The organism is Ructibacterium gallinarum (assembly GCF_014982785.1).
Lineage (GTDB): Bacteria > Bacillota > Clostridia > Monoglobales > Monoglobaceae > Ructibacterium > Ructibacterium gallinarum.
The window spans coordinates 16,938-34,907 of record NZ_JADCKB010000028.1 but is presented as its reverse complement, the minus strand read 5'-3'; the positions used below and the strand labels follow the sequence as shown (position 1 = coordinate 34,907).

The window sequence follows — 17,970 nt, the reverse complement described above, 5'->3', positions numbered from 1 at the left end:
ATTGGAGTAGTTGAAATTTTAAACTTCTCGGAAGCTTGTCGATAGGAATGTCCGGATAAAACATATTGTACTGCTTCTAGTTTTATTTCTTTACAATATAATTCTTTGCCCATAATATACACCTCCATAATCTCAACTATGTATGTCCAACTTTTGGGGTGCATATCATGACCGGGTTTCCGTCTTTGTCCTTGACGGTAACTGTGGTCTGATTAGAGGTTGTCAGCGTATGTGTATCGGGCAGGGCAACGGTTACTTTGCCGTCCTCAATTTTAATATGTGCGCCTGCGATGGTTCCGTCCTCATTTTTCACAGTTACGTTGTAGAAAGTTTCCTTGTCCTCGCTGTCCGGCTCGCCGTCCCCGTCCGTGTCCTCGCCGGGGTTGGTTTCGGTAATATCACCGTCGCCATTATCGCCTGTTACGTCCTCATTCAACGGCGGTACGGTCACTTTACCGTTTTTATCCGTAATACCATTTGCAGACTTTGGCGGCTCCGGCTCTGACGGCTCTGGTGTTTCTTCCGGCTGTTCCGTTTCTACCGTGCTTTCCGGCGTTTCGGTTGCCTCCGGCTCTGCTGTCGGCGCGGGGCTTTCTTCTGGTTGTTCGACCTGCATTGCCGCCTCGGTTATGGTAATCGGCATACCGGAAACAGGGGTATTGTCCGCCTTGTTCAGTACCGTAACTGTGACACGGTTGTTGTAATCGTCCACCTTGATATTTTCAGGCAATGTAACGGAAATATTTTCGGCTGTCTGGACAGTTCCGTCCTCGTTTTTCACTTCTGCATGGTGCGTTACAAACGCCTTTTCGATAAAGCCCGTTTCATTCTGGACTGTAACTGCATAGCCGTCCACCTCGGCATAGCCGTTTATATCTGTGAGGTCAATGTTTGTTGGCGGCACGGTAGCCTTGCCGTTTTCATCTGTGAGGTTGCTCTCGGATTTTTCGGTGTTGTCAACCACCGTAACAGGCATATCCTTGACGGGTGCGTTTTCACCGTCCGTTACGGTAACAGTAATGCGGTTTTCAATCGCAATGACTGATGTTTCCGGCAGTCTTATATTCAATTTGCCGTCTGCAATCGTGATAAAAGCGTTTTCAATCGGCTTTGTTTCGTCTGTTACCAGAACATTGTAGCCGTTCACAACTCCCTTTCCCTCGCTGTCGGTGTAGTCCTCGGATAGAGGGGGAACAACCATTTTTCCGGTTTCATCTGTCAATCCTGTATATGACGCTCCGGCAATGGCCGTTACCGTTACCGTCTTTTCAGCAATCGGATTTCCGACGGAATCTAAGACCGTTACGTTAATTCTGTTTGCGTGGCTGATTGCCTTATTTTCCGGCAATGTCACCGCAATGCTGCCGTCCTCATTGTAAACCACATACGCATTTTGGATAAACCCTAATTCGTCATTCACAATCACATTGATACCGCTTACATTGACTTTTCCGTTTTCATCGGTATATCCCTCGTTTGTGATAGGCAATGTTACTTTGCCGTAAATATCGGTCACGCCTTTTTCCACATAGTCCGCGTCGCCTAATGCAATCACGGTTACACCTGTTTGTGCATTACCGTTCTGATCTGTTACGGTGATAATCACCGGATATTCGCTTGTCGGTTTCACACCCTCCGGCAAATCCACAACAAGGTTGTTGCTTTCGCCGATGTAAATATCGCAGTTGGGAATCACAACATTTGTTTTATCCGTTACCGTTACAACAAAGGTCTTTTTCTGTTCGCCGTCGTCCGTGCCGATTGTGCCGTTGTCATCGCCTGTTGAGCTTTGATTATTCGGTGCGGTGAGCTGTCCGTTTGCGTCCGTCGCTCCGGTTGCTGCGTTGTTATTTGCGTCATAAATAAAAATCTGCAAGCCCTCTTTCGGTGCTTGTGTTTCGGTATAAAATACCGTGATAGTTGTCTGGTCGGCATAGTCAAGCAGCCGTCCCTCCGGCAGCTTGATTGTTACGTTGTCGTCCTTGTCAATGGTGATTTCACTGTCAAAGACCGGCTTTCCATTTTCGGCGGTCAGAATGATAGAATAGCCGCCGACTTCCGCATTGCCGTCCTCGTCCGAATGGTCGCTGTCTATAAGCTGGGGAATTTCGACTGTCTGTAAAATTTCACCGCAAACAGTACACTCGGTATGTTTTTGCCCTGCCTGTTCAATGGTTGCCGGAACATCAACAATCCATTCAGACGGCTTGTGACCGGCCGCCTCGGTATAATCGCTGGTGTAGCTGTCGCCGCAGGCTTTACAAGTGTATGTGGTAAATCCATGTTCGGTACAGGTCGGCTCCGTTACAACTGCTGCATAGTCGTGAGGGAGTTTATCCGTATAGTTATCCTTGTAGGTATCGCTGCAGGTTTCACACACATAGGTTGTGTAGCCCATTTCCGTACACGTCGGCGGCGTAACCGTTTCAATGTAGTGGTGCTGCTGACACTCCGTAATGTCCCCGATATACTCTTTTCCGCAGTCCGGGCAGGTGTAAATCGTGTAGCCCTGATCGGTGCAGGTCGGGGGGATCACCTGCTGGCTGTAATTGTGTTCTGTCATATCGGTGTAATCGCCAACATAACTGTCACCGCAGGCTGCACAAGTATAGGTGGTAAAGCCCATTGCGGTACAGGTCGGCGGTGTGACAACTGTTTCATAATTGTGCGGTAATTTTTCTGTGTAGTCGGAAATATAGCTGTCACCGCAAACGGAACAGGTGTAAGTGGTAAATCCGTGCTCCGTACAAGTCGGCGCGGTTACATTTGCCGAATAGCTGTGTTCTGCCTTATCCGTAAAGTCCGCTGTGTAGCTGTCGCCGCAGTCGGCACAGGTATAAACCGTGTAGCCCATTGCCGTACAAGTGGGGGCAACAATTTCTGTTTCATAGTGATGTCCTGTTGGAAGCGCAAGCACCGTTTCGCATACGGTACAAATCTGCGGTTCGGTACAGGTTGCCGCCGCGCCCGGCGTGTGGCCTGTTGCAGATTCCGCTTTTATCATCTTTTCGTTGCAATTTAAGCAATGAAATTCAATCACGCCCTCTCCGGTACAGGTGGGACTTGTTACCTCGGTTCCTTCGTCCCATGCGTGCCCTGTCGGCTCGGTGTAGCCAGAAACGAAACTTGCGCCGCACATGGTACAGGTTGAAGTGGTGTAGCCCTGTTCGGTACAAGTTGGTTCTTTTGTAATACGCTCATAAGCATGGGAAATCAAGGCTGTAATATCGGTGATAAAATTATCGCCGCAAACCTCACAGGTGTGCTCGGTATAGCCGACTTCCCGGCAAGTGGGATTGTGTACCTTTGTGTTGTATTTATGTTCGCCTGTCGGTGTGGTGGTTTCATGGAAATCGCCGCAGTTTTTACACATGGTAAGCACAAGCCCGCCCTGTTTGCAGGTCGCTTCGCGAATGGTTACGTCCGCATAGTCGTGTCCGGCTGCCGGGGTGTAGTTTCTCTTTTCCAGCCTGCCGCAGCCGTCGCACTGCCAACGCTCGAATCCTAAATCTGTGCAGGACGGCGGTACGGTTTCTACATACCTGTAATCGTGGACATGGGGCGTGTTGGCGGCGCTGTCGTTTCCGTTATCGTTGCCTGCATTGTTTTCTTCCAGCAGCCAAACGTAAGAAACACCGTTTTCCACCATGTTTTCACCGTCATACTCGTAGTCAATTTCATAGTAAACCGGGTAATATCCGGCCTCGGTGTAGTTGGGCGCGGAAGTCTGGTTGCAGTTTCCCGCCGATTTTCCGTAACGGATAGAAGTATGTACGCCGCTGTCGGATAGATCGGAAACAGTAACGGTATGCGCCCTGCCGTCCGCTTCGCCATAATAGCTTGCCACTACGCTTTTCGCCGTAACGTATTCGCTGGTTTCATACCCGCACTCGTCACAGGTTTCCGCAACGTAAAAGCGGTTATTGCCAATTTGTGCGTCGATACTTTCGGTAAAGTCGTGGCGTTCCTGATTTTCGCTCGCCCTTGCCTGCGTCCCTTTGCAGAACTGGCAATACTTGCCCTTTTTCAAAATGGTGGTGTGGTAATCGTCATTGTACGGGATATATTCGGTGTTGTCGAAATCCACAAAGAAGTTGTTGTCGCACCCATAGAGGGTATAGACATTTTTATTAAAGCTGTAAATGTCCGGTCCCTCTATGCTGTTGAGCGTTCCGCAGGTCTGGCATATACTTTTGGTCCACTGATAGCCGGTATAGAAAGCGTCTATGCCGGGAGTGCCATTGTCCAAGTTGCCCGTGCCGTTTCCGTCAATCAATGTGCCGTCGGAATATTTGACGCCGCGGTTTAGCGCTGTTTCACCCGAACGGGTATATTCCGGCACGCGGTAGGTAAGCCCCAGCGTGTCGCGTTCGCATACGGTGCAGTACCCGGTTTCATAGGTGGTCGTGGCGTTTGCGTCCAATTCGTTCGTCCTGCCGTTTGCTTTGAGCCAATTATCCGCAGGATCGGTGTATTCGCTCGACTGTGCGGCAAATGTCATCTGCGGCGCGCTGCCAAGCAGGAATACCGCCGCAAGCAGCGCCGACAAAACGGATTTTGCCTTGTTTCTGGTTTTCATTTTTTCTTGTCCTCCTTGTTAAAATTCCTTTTTTCAAAAAGCGCTTTTTTTATCAAATGCCGCCCGTCAAGGCGGCCTGTACTGCCTGTATACGGATTTATTCATGGCCGTATAAATCATGGTTCACCCGCGCGGTATAGTAGCTGTCCATGGTGGAGGGCGCATTGAACAGCGCCGCAAGCAGATACTTTTTAATGTTGCGTACCTCCGTGGTGTTGAACTTCATGCAGTCAAGCACATACTCGATATGCTCCGCGTTTAGCTTCAGCAGCTTTGATTTTACAACCGCCGACGGGTAAACGTCCCCGGCAATGATTACGCTGTCCTTTTGCGTACACACCGTTTCGGTCAAGAGGTCAACAATTTCATCAAGCATTGCAATATCCTGTTTCAGCTTGACCGTTAATATATCGTACTCGATATTCTCTTTGATAATCTCCCTGTATGCGTCCATCTCATCATATCCCATCTTATCCCTGCCGCTCTTTTGGACGGCCCGGCCCTCTTTTTGATAAGATTTGATAGGATAAGTAGTTGATGTATTCGTATTTGATAAATCTTTATTTGATATATTAGTATTTAATTGTGCGGGGTTTTCCGTACCCGGCGTTTCCGTATGCGGTTTATCCATATACGGGTTTTCCGTATATGGCTGTTCCGTATCCGGTTTTGCTTGTGGTTTTTCAAAAATGACATACTCGGTATCTACGATTTTCCCTTTGTCATTCCGAATACGGTTGCGCTGGATATATCCGGCGCGCTCCAATTCTTTCAAAGCTGTCCCGATACAGTCAACGCCCTCTTTGCAGATCGCTGCCAGCCCCCTTGTGGTATAGTTCCATTCCTCCGGTAATGACAACATCATGGAAAGCAGCCCTTTGGATTTTAAGGTCAGGCTTGTATCTTTCAAGTGATAGTTGCTCATTACGGTATAGTCGCGGGTTTTGTTGATTCTGAAAACCGCCATTAAAAATCCCCCTTTCCGTGAAATGAAAAAAGCGTCAGGATTTTCATGTCCCAACGCCTTTACTTTGTATTATTTTCTCTGTCTGCGCGTCCTGCGGCTATGCAGGCGCACATAATCATTACGCCGAATACTGCTCCGGCAATAAAGCTAACGGTTGCAGCTAACACTGTCATTTCCTCCGTCCGTATTTTCAAGCGGTTCATATGCCGAACAGGTTTTCCCGTTGTGGCAATGCAGGTACGGGCAAAACGGGTTCCGGTTATCCAGCAAATATGTGTCCTGCCCGGTCTTGCAGGTCGGGCATAGCTGCTTATTGTTTTTTGGTTTCATTTATGAAAATCCTTTCTCATAAAATTTAATTTTCCGGTCTGTTGACCGTCTAAGGATTTTATGTTATAATATATATCAATAGGGGGCAATGAAGCCGGTGTGGTAAAACAAAAAATGCCTTGATTTTTTATAATCAAAGCATTTTGAGAGAAGAAAAATATTTAATTTTAGAGTTAATACTGTGTATTGACTATCGGAAACCCTTGATTTTACTGCATTTGCGAGCAAGTCCTGTAAGAACACTCGCACCATCAAAAACCCTTGTAATCCGTGGATTGCAGGGGTTTCTTTATAGGAAAATAACACACTTTTAAAAAGTTCTGAAACTTCTTTTGATACCATTGCTCTATCTCCATCCATTTCGTGCTCATATACCAAATGTATCCATATTCTTTCTGTGGCCTACGATCTCTTTCACATCTCCGCTCGAGAGTTGTTTAACAATCGAAACAACCGTATATCTCCGTTCGTACGGCTAACATATTGCATATTATTTGCCTCGCAAAATCGTTTAAATGCGCCGCCGTACGCTTTCTGGCTAACATCAAAAATAAACTCACTGTTATTTCCACATCTTTTTTTGAGATTCAAGTATATCCATCATATAGTCATTCATCCCAATAGTCCATATTGCATTTTCATTTTGAGGCATCCTTTTAATGATTTTGGTTTTATAACCAAGACCGCTTTTTCCATTGCCCTACCACGCAAATAGCTTCTGGCAAATTCTTCGAAGTATACAACAACATTAAAATAGATGCATTAATAAAAACGGCTTGCTTTTCCCGGTTTCAGATAGCAAAACCGGATTTTCGCAAGCCGTTTTCAGGTACAGTATCTGTGGTGCTTCGGCATAAGCCGAAAAGCCTATTTCTATTCTTTCACTACATGGGTCAGCAAAGGCTTAAAATTGCTATCCCAAATATAAACTGCTATCTTGTCATGAATGGCAGGATCAAAATTCACTTGAGGTGTTTCTACATAACCCTCGCCAACAGTGCTGGTTTGAACCGCACTGTCTACCAGCAGTCCATTATGATAAAGAGCCGTCATTGTGTAAACCTCTTTATCAGCCGGCACAGCAGACAATGTCACCGCACCATGAACGGCAGCGGCAGAATCCAGATCAGCCAGTGCCGTACCGTTTTCTGTATATACATCAAATTCGGTAGGCGCATCCACAAGTGCCTCAATTGAATATAGGTGCATGGTACAGGAATTTACGTTATCAGCACCCGAAGACTCTTTAAATGCCCAGTCAGTATACAAGTGGAATTGCTCAGAAGTCGCACCAATTCCATTCCATGGATTCGGTCTTGCGGCTCCGGGATAGAGACTGATAGACCGAATTTCACTTAAATCGGTAATGCCATCCGCCGTACCCTGTACACCACCAGACATTCCGTCAAACTCAGTAATAAACTCACTAAACGGCAGATATACGCTCGTCCTTGAACCAATAGGCAGTTTGCTAATATCCACTTCAATGGCAATACATTCATCAGTATTAAACACCTTACCGGGATTTTCCGATGTAGACAATACGATTGTAAAGTAGTTGTTGATTACCCGTTCACTCTGGATACTGAGATCCAGTTTCAATGCCTTATAATCTGAAAAATCCAAAGCGGCAAACAACGCGGGGTTATTGCTGAGATATCCTCCTCCTGTAGCATATGCGGCTCTACGGTAATAATAATATCCGCCGTCGGTATCCACCGCCTGTCCTACAGATTGCATATCCGAAGACCATTTTTGCCATTGTTCCCGCTGTTCTGCTATGGTGAAATCCGCAATCATATAATCCGATGCCGCATTTGTGCCCTTGACACCGATGTAATACACGCCGGTACCTTGAGACAAATCATCCCCTGTAATTGCCGCAGTCAGCATCACTACCGTAGACTCTGCAGGCTGCTGGAAGGTTCCGTCCGATGCAATAATTTCCGGATGGTCAGAGGACCATTCGACCGTACCGCCGGTAATGCTGCCCGGTAAGCTAATCGGGCCAGCAGAAATGGGCTTTTCTGTATACTGCGCCATATGCTCTGCCAAGGCATTGTTTGCCAAAGAGGCCCCTGTTACCAAATCAATTTGATGAAGCCGCAACCCACAAGTCTGATTGCTGGACCATTTGGAATTGGTAATTGCCCAAACATCCGGGCCATTGCCAACACCGCCAACTTCTGATTTTGCCATACTGGCGCCAAGAATGGAAATAGACTTAATATCACTCAAAGGCGTGATGCCATCCTTCTCGCCCTGTACGCCGCCAGACATGCCATCAAACTGCGTTACAAACTCATCCAAAGGTAGAATCAATTCTACCTTTTGATTCACTTCTTGCTCCGCCATAGGGATTTCATAGGTAAGGCATTCATTTTGCTTGTAAGTCTCAAAATACCCTGCCTCCTCTCCTGTAGACAAAACCACAGTAAAGTAATTGTCTATATCTCTGTCTTCCGGCGTCGTTGTACCAGGCTTGCTGACAGTCAAGGTGAAAGAAATTCTCAGCATGCTATAGTCTGAAAAATCCAAGCCATAAAAGGACTCCGGTTTGTTACTCATATACGATCCGCCAGTGTCTGTGGCAAAATCCATCTCATATCCAATGCCATCAAGGTAGACACCTCGATCAAAACTTATGGTAGGGAGTTTGTCATTGCCTGGTCCCTTGCCCCAGGCATTGCAGGTTGCCTGATCCAGGAAATTGGCAATCAGGAAACTGCCATCACTCTGTGGTTCCGCATGTTTCATCTCGCCCTTTAGAATATCCAGCTGCAGTTCTGTTATATAAGGATAGACCGTGTCTATCACTACCGGTATCAGATTAATCTGCCCAATAGCGCCTTCCGGCAAATCTTTTGCCTCCTCTATACTTGCAATCGTCTCACCTGTCTGATTTTTAACTGTCGCCGTATAAGTTCCGACAGCAGCTTCAATTGCCAATTCCAGCCAAATCCGCTCACTGGCTGTATAGGTGCCAGCCTCTGTCGAATCTCCAAAGTATATTTTTCCATCTTGGAAATTAACCAGCGATTGTGCTAAAGAACTGGATAACCGGCCTGTAGAAGAATCAAGAGGGCCAAATGTCCCCTGTATTTCCATACCACTGCTTTCCGGGATCACCAAGCCAATATTCCACTCAATTCTTTTATCAGTGACCGCTTTTTCATCTTTATTGAAATAGCTTTCTTTATTCGTCTTAATCGCCATTGCTGAAATCGTCGAACTGTCCGCAAGCTGGACTTCCTGTCGCTGGTTCCCAAAATTGGCAGCCCAGCGCAGGTTTTTGCTCCATGTGGGGTACTTGGTATAATCAAAATGCACCAATCCCTCATGCCACGGCTGTGCTCGATACTCTTCCTGTGATAATTCATACGATTTGAAATTGTAGATCCATCCATCAAACCCGCTTATCGGCTCGATCTTATATCCGCCAAAGGTTGCAAAACTTGGATACGTGGTGGTATTGCAGAATAACAGTTCCTCTTCTTCTCCGGTAAGATCCCAGGCCAAACCAGTAATGTACTGCGTTACATAATCATAGACATAAGCAAGCCGATACTTGTGTCCATCTTCCACAGTCAGCCCGTGGGTCTCACTTCCCAGATACACGAATATAATATCTTTATTGTCCGCAATTCCAAGAGGGTTTCCCAGCACAGCAGATGTACTCCCGTTACGCATTTGCAAAGAAAGTCCACCCTGTGTGTTGTACTCAAATTCCATTTCTGTGATCCGGACATTTTTGTTCGAATCAGCATTGGTAAAATACGCATTAAATGCACCGGTAAATTTTGATGCGTTTTTCTCTGCATCAAAGGATACCACTGCTCCCTGACCTGAAGCGTCAATCCCCGCCTGCGTGGTAAAGTCATAGGAAATTTCATTGGGATTTGCGGCTGTGACTGCCGATGGCCAGACAAACAATGTAGCCATGAATGCAAACACACAGATCACAGAAATAAGTTTTTTTGCCTTTTTCATAATCATACCTCCATTATAAATTATTGTATTCTACAGAACATCGTTCCCAAATAATGAAAAACACCTATATGCTAAAAGGGTCTTATCATTTATGCTTTTCCAGAGACCATCTACATTTTCGTTTGCTTCATCCGGAGAACAGAAACCGCCGCCTCAGCCCGTGTTGCACTCTCCACAGGACGAAATCTATTGTCCTCATCTCCCAGGAGTATCTGCACCTTTTTAGTAAAATCAACATAGGGTTTTGCCCAATCAGAAATTTCCTCTTCATCAGCATAACCAGATGGTTCTGCTTCCAATTCTTCTATTCCAGTAATCCGCTGGTAGGCAAGAGCCAGCAACTTAGCCATCTCCTCCCGAGTAATAGCCTCCTCAGGAGCAAATATACTTTCGTCAATGCCGTTAATTAACCCTGCGTCGAAGGCTGTCTGAATATAGGAAGCATACCAACTTTCTGCGCTGACATCTTGGAAGGAATCACTGTACTCCACCAAATCAAGATTCAAAGCACGAACCAGAAGAGTAACGAACTGGGCACGAGTGGTTGTCTCATCAAGCCCTAAAGTTGTTTCATCCAATCCCTGTAAAATCCCCTCACGAACCGCCTGCGTCAATTCTTCGGTTCCCCAGTGGTTTGACAGCTCTTCTTGAAATGCAGCTGGAATATTCTCTATCGAATCATCTCCAGTATTATTGTCATCTAGCTCATCATCAGAATCTATGGGAGGTGTTACGGAACTACCAGGATTACTTGTCCCAGGAACTCTGCCGCCAGCACCCGAACCAGATGCATGAGCGCCACTTCCTGTACTGCCCCCGGTGTTATTGTTTTTATCTGGCTCAGGATTGTACTCCGTGTCTGTTAAAATTGGCGAATTGCCAAAATAAATATACCGGCCTGAAGTTTTAAAATCAACATTTTGGCCATTTACCTCTACCTGCCGGATATCACTGATCTTTTCCATATAGAGAGTCATATTTTCAAGATCAATGTCCTGCGATGAAGATATTGTAAGTTTAGAGCCTTCCTTTTTATACCCCAGTTCGGCAACGGGACTGGAAGACTGAAAAAGAACCGTACCAGTTGTTATATCTGTAACCTTGGAGGTATCCTGTACAAATACTTCGGCAACCTTCCCCGTAATATCACGATTGATATAAGTCGAACGGCCGTCAGTCTGATACGAACCAAAGGTCCGCTCCTGCTGCTGATCCGGGTCATGAACCAAATAATAATCCGCATCGACATATGTACCAGCGTCACTAGTGATGCTAATGTTCATCGCAATTGCACCGTCATCCGTAACGTCTTGCAAGTCATATTCATAAGCGCTGACATCTGCTGTTTCACCCAAACGTTCTGGATAAATCACTGTATTAAAAGTAGTGATTCCGGACGCATTTTTCTCATACCGCAGATAGTGCGAATCATACAGAACACCAGTGCCGCCACCAAAATATCCATTCTCTACGGTGGCCTCTACCCCTTCCATGTCTGCTTGCGCAATCTGGATATTTGCCGAATTAGAGAAATTGCTTCTTCCCGTGCCTCCATTGCTCATACTCGGGTTTGCAGAGGGGAGCATATGCCAATGCTGCCAATATAAATGGGAAACATCTTCTTTCTCTGGTTCCAAGTAATCATTGACAATCCAGAATCCTCCGGTTCTGTTAAAAAGCGTGTTTCTGGTATGCAATCCAAAATTATCCGCATTCTGCGGTGTCATTAACGTAAAGTTATCATAAAGATAATTGGTTTCATACCGCTTTTCTTTTTCCACCGGCTCTGTTTGTGAAAGCTCCCATGAAGTTTTTTCCATGGACTGCGTTGTGCCATCAATTGTCACTGTATTGTGATACATGGTACTGTCCAAAGGAACACGGTTGTTGGCATAAGACGAATAACTATTGTCAACCAGCAAATATTGTCCATAAGCCTTGACAATCATTTGATTATCATCCTGATGTCCATGGCCAGGGGTCATATTTCCATCCACATCGGTATACATATACAGCGCCTTGTCGCTCCAATCTGTCCGGCTGATATATACGCCGGTTAAAAACTCATCCGGATCAGAGGATCCGGTAAACCGAATGGTAGTCCAATCCGGCATTTCCCCCTCTGCCCCATTTGAACCAAGCCATTGCCAGAAAGGAATATCAAACGCTGCATTTAAGCGGGCATTTCTGGTTTTTCCTGCATAAGAATTTGCGGTATATCCTGTTCCGTCGCCTACTTGAGGGTTGCCGCCGCCTGGAAGCAGAAAAGAAGCAAAATACTTCATGATTTTCTGCCCCTGCTCTTTTACTGTATCAGGAAAGATAGAATCGTCTGTAATACCGTTCTGCAACAGATAGTTCGCGTCCAACAGCTGGTTAAACGTACTGGTAAATGCGTAGGACCACTCAATTTCATGGGCGCTCCCATCTGTATAAAATGCTTCCTCTATCTTGGCTTCTGACCAGTTGTAAAGCACTTGTATCAACTCATCATATATTGACAAATCAGGGGCGTAAGTTGCAATTGCTGCCATACCATTAATCTGATAAACACCCCAGTTTCCTACATCATTTCCCCCATCGATCTGTGCCCGGGCCTCCATCTGAAAATATTTCATGGTGGATGACCAAATGTCCGGCGTAAGATATTCGCTGTCAATCATGACACTTAAAATTTTCAACACTTCCAGATCTCTCACATGAGCGTCCAGGGTCTTATCGTATCGGGGAGTGTTTCCGCGCTGTTCCAGATAACCAACCCACTGATCCAAGAAAGTCAGCGCATATTCCTCGTCCTGTTCATATGCATATAGCTGCCCCAGTACAGTAGCCCAGGAAAAACGCAGTAATTCCTCCGGATAACGGTAAGCAAACACGCTCGTACCGCCATCCATATCCGGTGCCACACCACCATCAAACAAGAAAGTATCTTCACCGTAATTGGAAAAAGTAGCATGCTCCATGGTAGACCCAGGCCGGCCTTCATAAAAAGTCACCGTTTCTTCATCCCAGGCATTGTTGGTATATTCAATCGCAAGTAGTTCTCCACTTCCTACGCCGCTGGCATTTCTCCCATACAATTTCAGCACTGCTTTGGTAGGCATCGTTGATGCATCTACCGATGAAAAATCAAACTTAATCAAAGAACGCTTTGTATTGCTGTCTGCCAAACGGGAGAGTCCAATAGAAGATACACTCTCTTCCGCTTTTAAAACAGGTTCTAATCCATAATTCGTCTTATAGTTGTCCTCCGGGGAAATGGTTGCATCATCCGTTGCGGTAATGGTCTGAACCACGCCCTTAGAAGTCACCTCCACCACCGGAGGATGATCTCCGCCTGCATTGATGCTCTCAAATTCAAGACTAGTACCATCCTTTTTAAGTCCAAAAAGTTCTGTAGAGATAACCGGCTCCGCTTGCGCTAAAATGGTAGGCATTCGGTCTGTGATATCGATTTCAATCACTTGCCACTCATCTGAAAGCGCAGGAATTCCCCAAATTGCAGGAACCATAAAGGTATTCAACTGAAAATTATTTTTAATCGCATAAGCACTGTACAACTGCCGCGTCGTAGGCGTTGTACTGGTGTAGGCAGGAGAATACAGCTTATACAGTTCCCGATGGAATTCCAGCAGTTCCTCCTTTGCTACAGCATAATTCCCTTCCTTGGCTGCTTCCTGTACAGGAAGCAGCCCTTCATACTTGTCATAGGCTAAATACCCAGGGTGTATCCATTGCTGAGTGTTTTCATCATACTGCCCATAAAATTCTTCGTCGCTATAGAGGGTTTGCCCATCATCCACGAAGTTTGTGATATGTTCTATGGATGCCAAATCTTCCGCATCCCAATCCTCAGCATTAACCTGTCCGGCAAACCCGCCAAACACGTTTATCAACATAAGGGTAACCAGTGTTATGACATTCATTCTGCGAAATAGTTTCATATTTGTCCTCCTATTTTGTCAGTCGATACATAACCACCGCCACCTCGGCACGATTTGCGCAATCCATAGGATTAAATCTGCCGGCATCATCACCGTTAAGCAAACCTGCCGCACTCAATTTATCAACTGCCTCAACCGCATATTCACTGATATTTTCAGCATCAACAAAGGTTTTACTCTCACCGCTGGACAGATCCGTGCCGAATTGTTCTGCAGCTCTAGATATCATCACAGCCATATCCTGGCGGGTAATAGATGTTCCGATACCAAAAGTGCCGTCAGACATTCCCTCGACTATGCCATTTTTGTATGCCGCCACAACGTAAGAATAATACCACTGATCCTCAGCACAATCGGTAAACGGGGTTCCCTCTTCCGTTTGGCTGATATCTACTCCCAGCGTCAAAAGCAGCATTTTCACAAATTCTTCCCGGGTAACCTCTCTGGCGGGTTCATATTCCCCAGTTCCGTTGCCCGACACGATCCCCATATTTTTTAAAGCTGTAATGGCTTCCTCGGCCCAAGGCACGCCGTCAAGGTCATTAAACGCCGCTGTTTGCGTCACACCTTCCTGAACAGCTGGCGGAGTAACCGTTTCCTGACTGGGTGGCGTATAGGAAGCGTTTCCTCCTCCGCTTAATCCGCTGGAACCTCCCGAACCACCAGAACCACCGCCACTAATCGATCCGCTTTGACTTCCTCTGATTAAATGGTTAAATGTCTTGACCGCAGTCGCATTACCTTTGGTCAATGTAGCCTTCATCACCACAACTGTATCATAAGTCGGCTTACCAAGATATTTCCCGCTGTTACTGATCAAACTGGGATGACTTGACACCCACTCAATAGCAGAACCAAATTTACCAATTTCCTCTAAATCCAAATCCGATGAGATTTCATAAGATTCTCCCGTAGAAAGCTCCTCTGCATCAGCATCAACACATTGTTGATCTGTTGCGTCAAAACGAACCTCAATCTCAGAAATAGTAATAGGCATAGCGGTCTGTACATCGGTTACACTCAACCGCACATAACGTGCCAAAGCCGGATCAAATGGAATATTTTGCTCTTCTCCTATTACTGTTCCGGTATGCACGGCACTCCAAATGGTATTATCTGAAGAAATCTCCACAGTAAACGCCTTGATTGCTTGATTCCCTTCAAAAATTTTTACTGAGGAAAGTGCCTTTTCCTCTCCTAAATCAATGGTCAAGGTTCCAGCTTTTCTCCTGGCTGTTCCACTGAATACAGTGTTTACACTTCCATCTGTTACATTAGCAAGTTCTCCTGCGTTTACCGTCATATCCGTTGTTACAGTTTTACCATATGCAAGGTTGCTGGGGTCCAAAGCTAATACCACAATATCAAATTGCTTTTCTAAAAACTGCGAAGGATCTTCTTCCTTATACAGGCGAGCTGTTAAAGTAACCGGCGTATCCGCTTCCGGCCGTGTATAAGTTCCATTATTGCTGATGACCTCTTCGTTACTGGAAGTCCAACTAATTTTGATCCCTGCGGCAGAAGAAGTAAATAAATCGACCGAAGTTACCGCATCCATCGGATCCGCAGAAATGAGATCCCAAGTAAGCTGATCATATATCAAGGAAAGCCTCTGCGAATTTGGTATCGTAACACGCATACCAGAAATATAAAGTTTCCCGCTCTCTACACTGGTTGTCAGCTTTGAAATACCAGATATAGAATTGAGGCAATCAACTGCTTCTCCAGCAGAAACTTCATTATGCCAAATCTGCGCTGTATTGCTTTGGGTGTCTATTTGTATCTTTGTTTTCATTTCCCCGGTACCATCATAAATGTAGTTCCCGTCCTTGTAGGTATATACAAACTTCTGACCATCATCCTGCGAAAATCCCAAACTCCCCCCGGAATTTCCGCTTTTATCAAGCACAGAAGTATTGGTGACACCCTTTTTGGCACTGAGCCCCGTTTCTATATTGATTTCACCTTTCAACTCAAAATCACTGTTTTCTGTCAGCGGTCTTTCCGCAGTCAAAAAACCTTCTCCACTTTTATCAAACGTTAGCTTTCCATCCTCTACGGTTACATTTCCGCCGGAATCGTCAATCAACCACGGATTTAACGCCGAAGCGCCATAAAATGTATCGTTTGTAACGATATAATCCTCATCGGAAAGACCACCTACTATGACCGTATACGGAATAGAAAGGGTTATATCCTCATATATTTCTTCTTCAAACCCCAGATTTGCCGTCAGAGTAACCTCGGTGTTATTCGCCGGCAGATGCACCGTGCCATCGTTGGCAATAACAGAAGGATTACTGCTTTCCCAGTTAACTGTTACACCGGCATAAGCGGGCATTGATGTCGGTAAAGACAAATTACTTCTTACTACACCACTATCCCCAATCGCACTGTTGAAGCTGGCATTCAAATCTTCTTCCGCCATGTCGAGGTAACTTGACATATCTGTCCAGCTGCGAATGTAATAAAGCTTAAATACATTATCGCCTTCTCTGGCAGAACCAGCGCCACTGGCATATAATAACACCTGGTTAAACCGGTTATTGGCATCTACAGATTGATACTTGTTATATCCAAAAGGCTCTCCCACTTTACCATAAGGGTTATATGCTACAAACTCACCATCGTTAATCGAAATCCAAAAACCATCCACTTCATCATTTTTCGTATCAAAAAGAAAACGCATACGAATTTTGGCATTGGCTGTAATTCCTACATTATTAATTGAAACCGCCTGTGGATCTTCCCCTTTTCCGGCAGAGGCCGTAAAATTCAGCATTCCGGAATTATGTGTACCAACCATTATAAAGCTGTTGTAAGTGCCTCCAACTGCCTGGAAAGCAAAATTAATCTCTTTTTTCAGCCCGGTAGAATAACAAACCTCATAGTATTGTCTTGTGCCATCGCGTACCATATTATAAGAACTGATTAATTGGCTGGCTCCGGAAGGCTGGGTCCCATTAGGAATATTCGTTTTTGCTTGCTGAACTAAAGCGCCGTCTTCAAAGAAGACATTATATGCCTCGCCCTGCCATCCGGAGGTAATTTCCATTTCATTGAGCTGTGACTCTAATTCTGCATCCACCGGTCCATCCGAGAACTGGCTCATATCTGCATTATAACGATACTCCAAAACACCATCAGGCGCATACCCTACCACAGTAATTTGATATTGCACCACTTTGGATGAGCCATCTCCCCCAGTAATCGTCGCTGTTAAAACAACTTTCTCCGATTTAGCAGAAGCGGTAACAACACCCTCCGGGGAAATAACATCTGGTCTATCTGAATCCCAAACAATAGAACCATCTATGCCTGAGATTGAAGTGGGAAGCTCTATATTTTCCGTAATGTCTGTATGAGCTTTCATGTAGGTATCAAGGGCCTGCTGAATATCTATTGCATCTCCCAAATACAAAGACAAGCGTTCCGCAACAAATCCACAGCCATATTGGTTGGCCCACCTTGCACTCTTAAACGTCCAATCACCTGCGTCATGGCCTATTCCACCAACTTCGGCCTTTCCCATTCCAGCCCCTAATATTGATATAGAGCGAATAGAGCTTAAAGGCGTAGTTCCATCTTTTTCACCCTGCACACCATTTTGCATTCCGTCAAATTGGGTTACAAAGGAATCCAGCGGAATGATTGCTTCCACCGATGTCTTCAGCGGATAAGAACTCAAATCAATTTCATACGTCAAACATTCATTGTTTTTATATTCGGTATACTCTCCTGCATTTTCAGCGGTAGACAAGACAATTGTTACCCAGTTGGAAATTCCGGAATATGAAAAACTATCTTCAACGACCAGGTTGAAAGAAAATTGCAAATATTTATAATCAGACCAATTAAGGCCACTGAAAACAGAAGCTTCATTTGCAAAATAATTTCCTCCGGAGCTTCCCAGCCAATTCATTTCATAACCCTGATCCGGATAGCAAGCACCCGCAAGTCCCGTCCCATCCGTTTTGGGGCCTTGTCCCCAGGCTGTGCAAGTTGCCTCATCTTTAAAATCCGCAATCAAAAAGCTGTTGTCAGACTGTGGTCCAGCTGTTGTTGCCGCAAAAGACGGTATCGGCGATAACAGGGACAACATCATTGCCGCAATACAAAACACAGTCATTAGTCTTTGTCTTTTCACGATAATATAACAC

7 protein-coding genes are annotated in these 17,970 nt (G+C 45.5%); all 7 read right to left on the bottom strand.

Features of this window, described 5'->3' with window-relative positions; genetic code table 11:
• Positions 1–136: 136 nt before the first annotated feature.
• A complete protein-coding gene (locus tag INF28_RS10935; RefSeq protein ID WP_226393499.1) occupies positions 137–4,579 on the bottom strand; it encodes an Ig-like domain-containing protein in 4,443 nt (1,480 codons plus the stop codon).
• 97 nt (positions 4,580–4,676) lie between these two features.
• Entirely contained in the window at positions 4,677–5,546 is an 870-nt protein-coding gene (locus tag INF28_RS10930) for a DUF6017 domain-containing protein (RefSeq protein ID WP_226393498.1), read from the bottom strand.
• A gap of 59 nt (positions 5,547–5,605) precedes the next feature.
• A complete protein-coding gene (locus INF28_RS10925) occupies positions 5,606–5,749 on the bottom strand; it encodes a DUF3789 domain-containing protein (protein ID WP_226393497.1) in 144 nt (47 codons plus the stop codon).
• 202 nt (positions 5,750–5,951) lie between these two features.
• Positions 5,952–6,236, bottom strand: a complete 285-nt coding sequence (locus INF28_RS10920; RefSeq protein WP_226393496.1) for a hypothetical protein — start codon at positions 6,234–6,236, stop codon at positions 5,952–5,954.
• Between the two features lie 513 nt (positions 6,237–6,749).
• The gene (locus INF28_RS10915; protein WP_226393495.1) at positions 6,750–9,866 is read right to left on the bottom strand and encodes an immunoglobulin-like domain-containing protein; all 3,117 of its coding nucleotides are present in this window, start codon (positions 9,864–9,866) and stop codon (positions 6,750–6,752) included.
• A 110-nt stretch (positions 9,867–9,976) separates the two neighbouring features.
• A complete protein-coding gene (locus INF28_RS10910; RefSeq protein WP_226393494.1) occupies positions 9,977–13,810 on the bottom strand; it encodes an S-layer homology domain-containing protein in 3,834 nt (1,277 codons plus the stop codon).
• Between the two features lie 10 nt (positions 13,811–13,820).
• Positions 13,821–17,957 (bottom strand): immunoglobulin-like domain-containing protein, encoded by a 4,137-nt coding sequence (locus INF28_RS13035; RefSeq protein ID WP_226393493.1) that lies wholly within the window; start codon positions 17,955–17,957, stop codon positions 13,821–13,823.
• Positions 17,958–17,970: the final 13 nt, after the last annotated feature.

Excerpts from the sequence above, each read along its gene's own strand:
- INF28_RS10935 (WP_226393499.1), bottom strand. The coding sequence starts at position 4,579 with ATGAAAACCAGAAACAAGGCAAAATCCGTTTTGTCGGCGCTGCTTGCG.
- INF28_RS10930 (WP_226393498.1), bottom strand. The coding sequence starts at position 5,546 with ATGGCGGTTTTCAGAATCAACAAAACCCGCGACTATACCGTAATGAGC.
- INF28_RS10925 (WP_226393497.1), bottom strand. The coding sequence starts at position 5,749 with ATGAACCGCTTGAAAATACGGACGGAGGAAATGACAGTGTTAGCTGCA.
- INF28_RS10920 (WP_226393496.1), bottom strand. The coding sequence starts at position 6,236 with ATGGATGGAGATAGAGCAATGGTATCAAAAGAAGTTTCAGAACTTTTT.
- INF28_RS10915 (WP_226393495.1), bottom strand. The coding sequence starts at position 9,866 with ATGAAAAAGGCAAAAAAACTTATTTCTGTGATCTGTGTGTTTGCATTC.
- INF28_RS10910 (WP_226393494.1), bottom strand. The coding sequence starts at position 13,810 with ATGAAACTATTTCGCAGAATGAATGTCATAACACTGGTTACCCTTATG.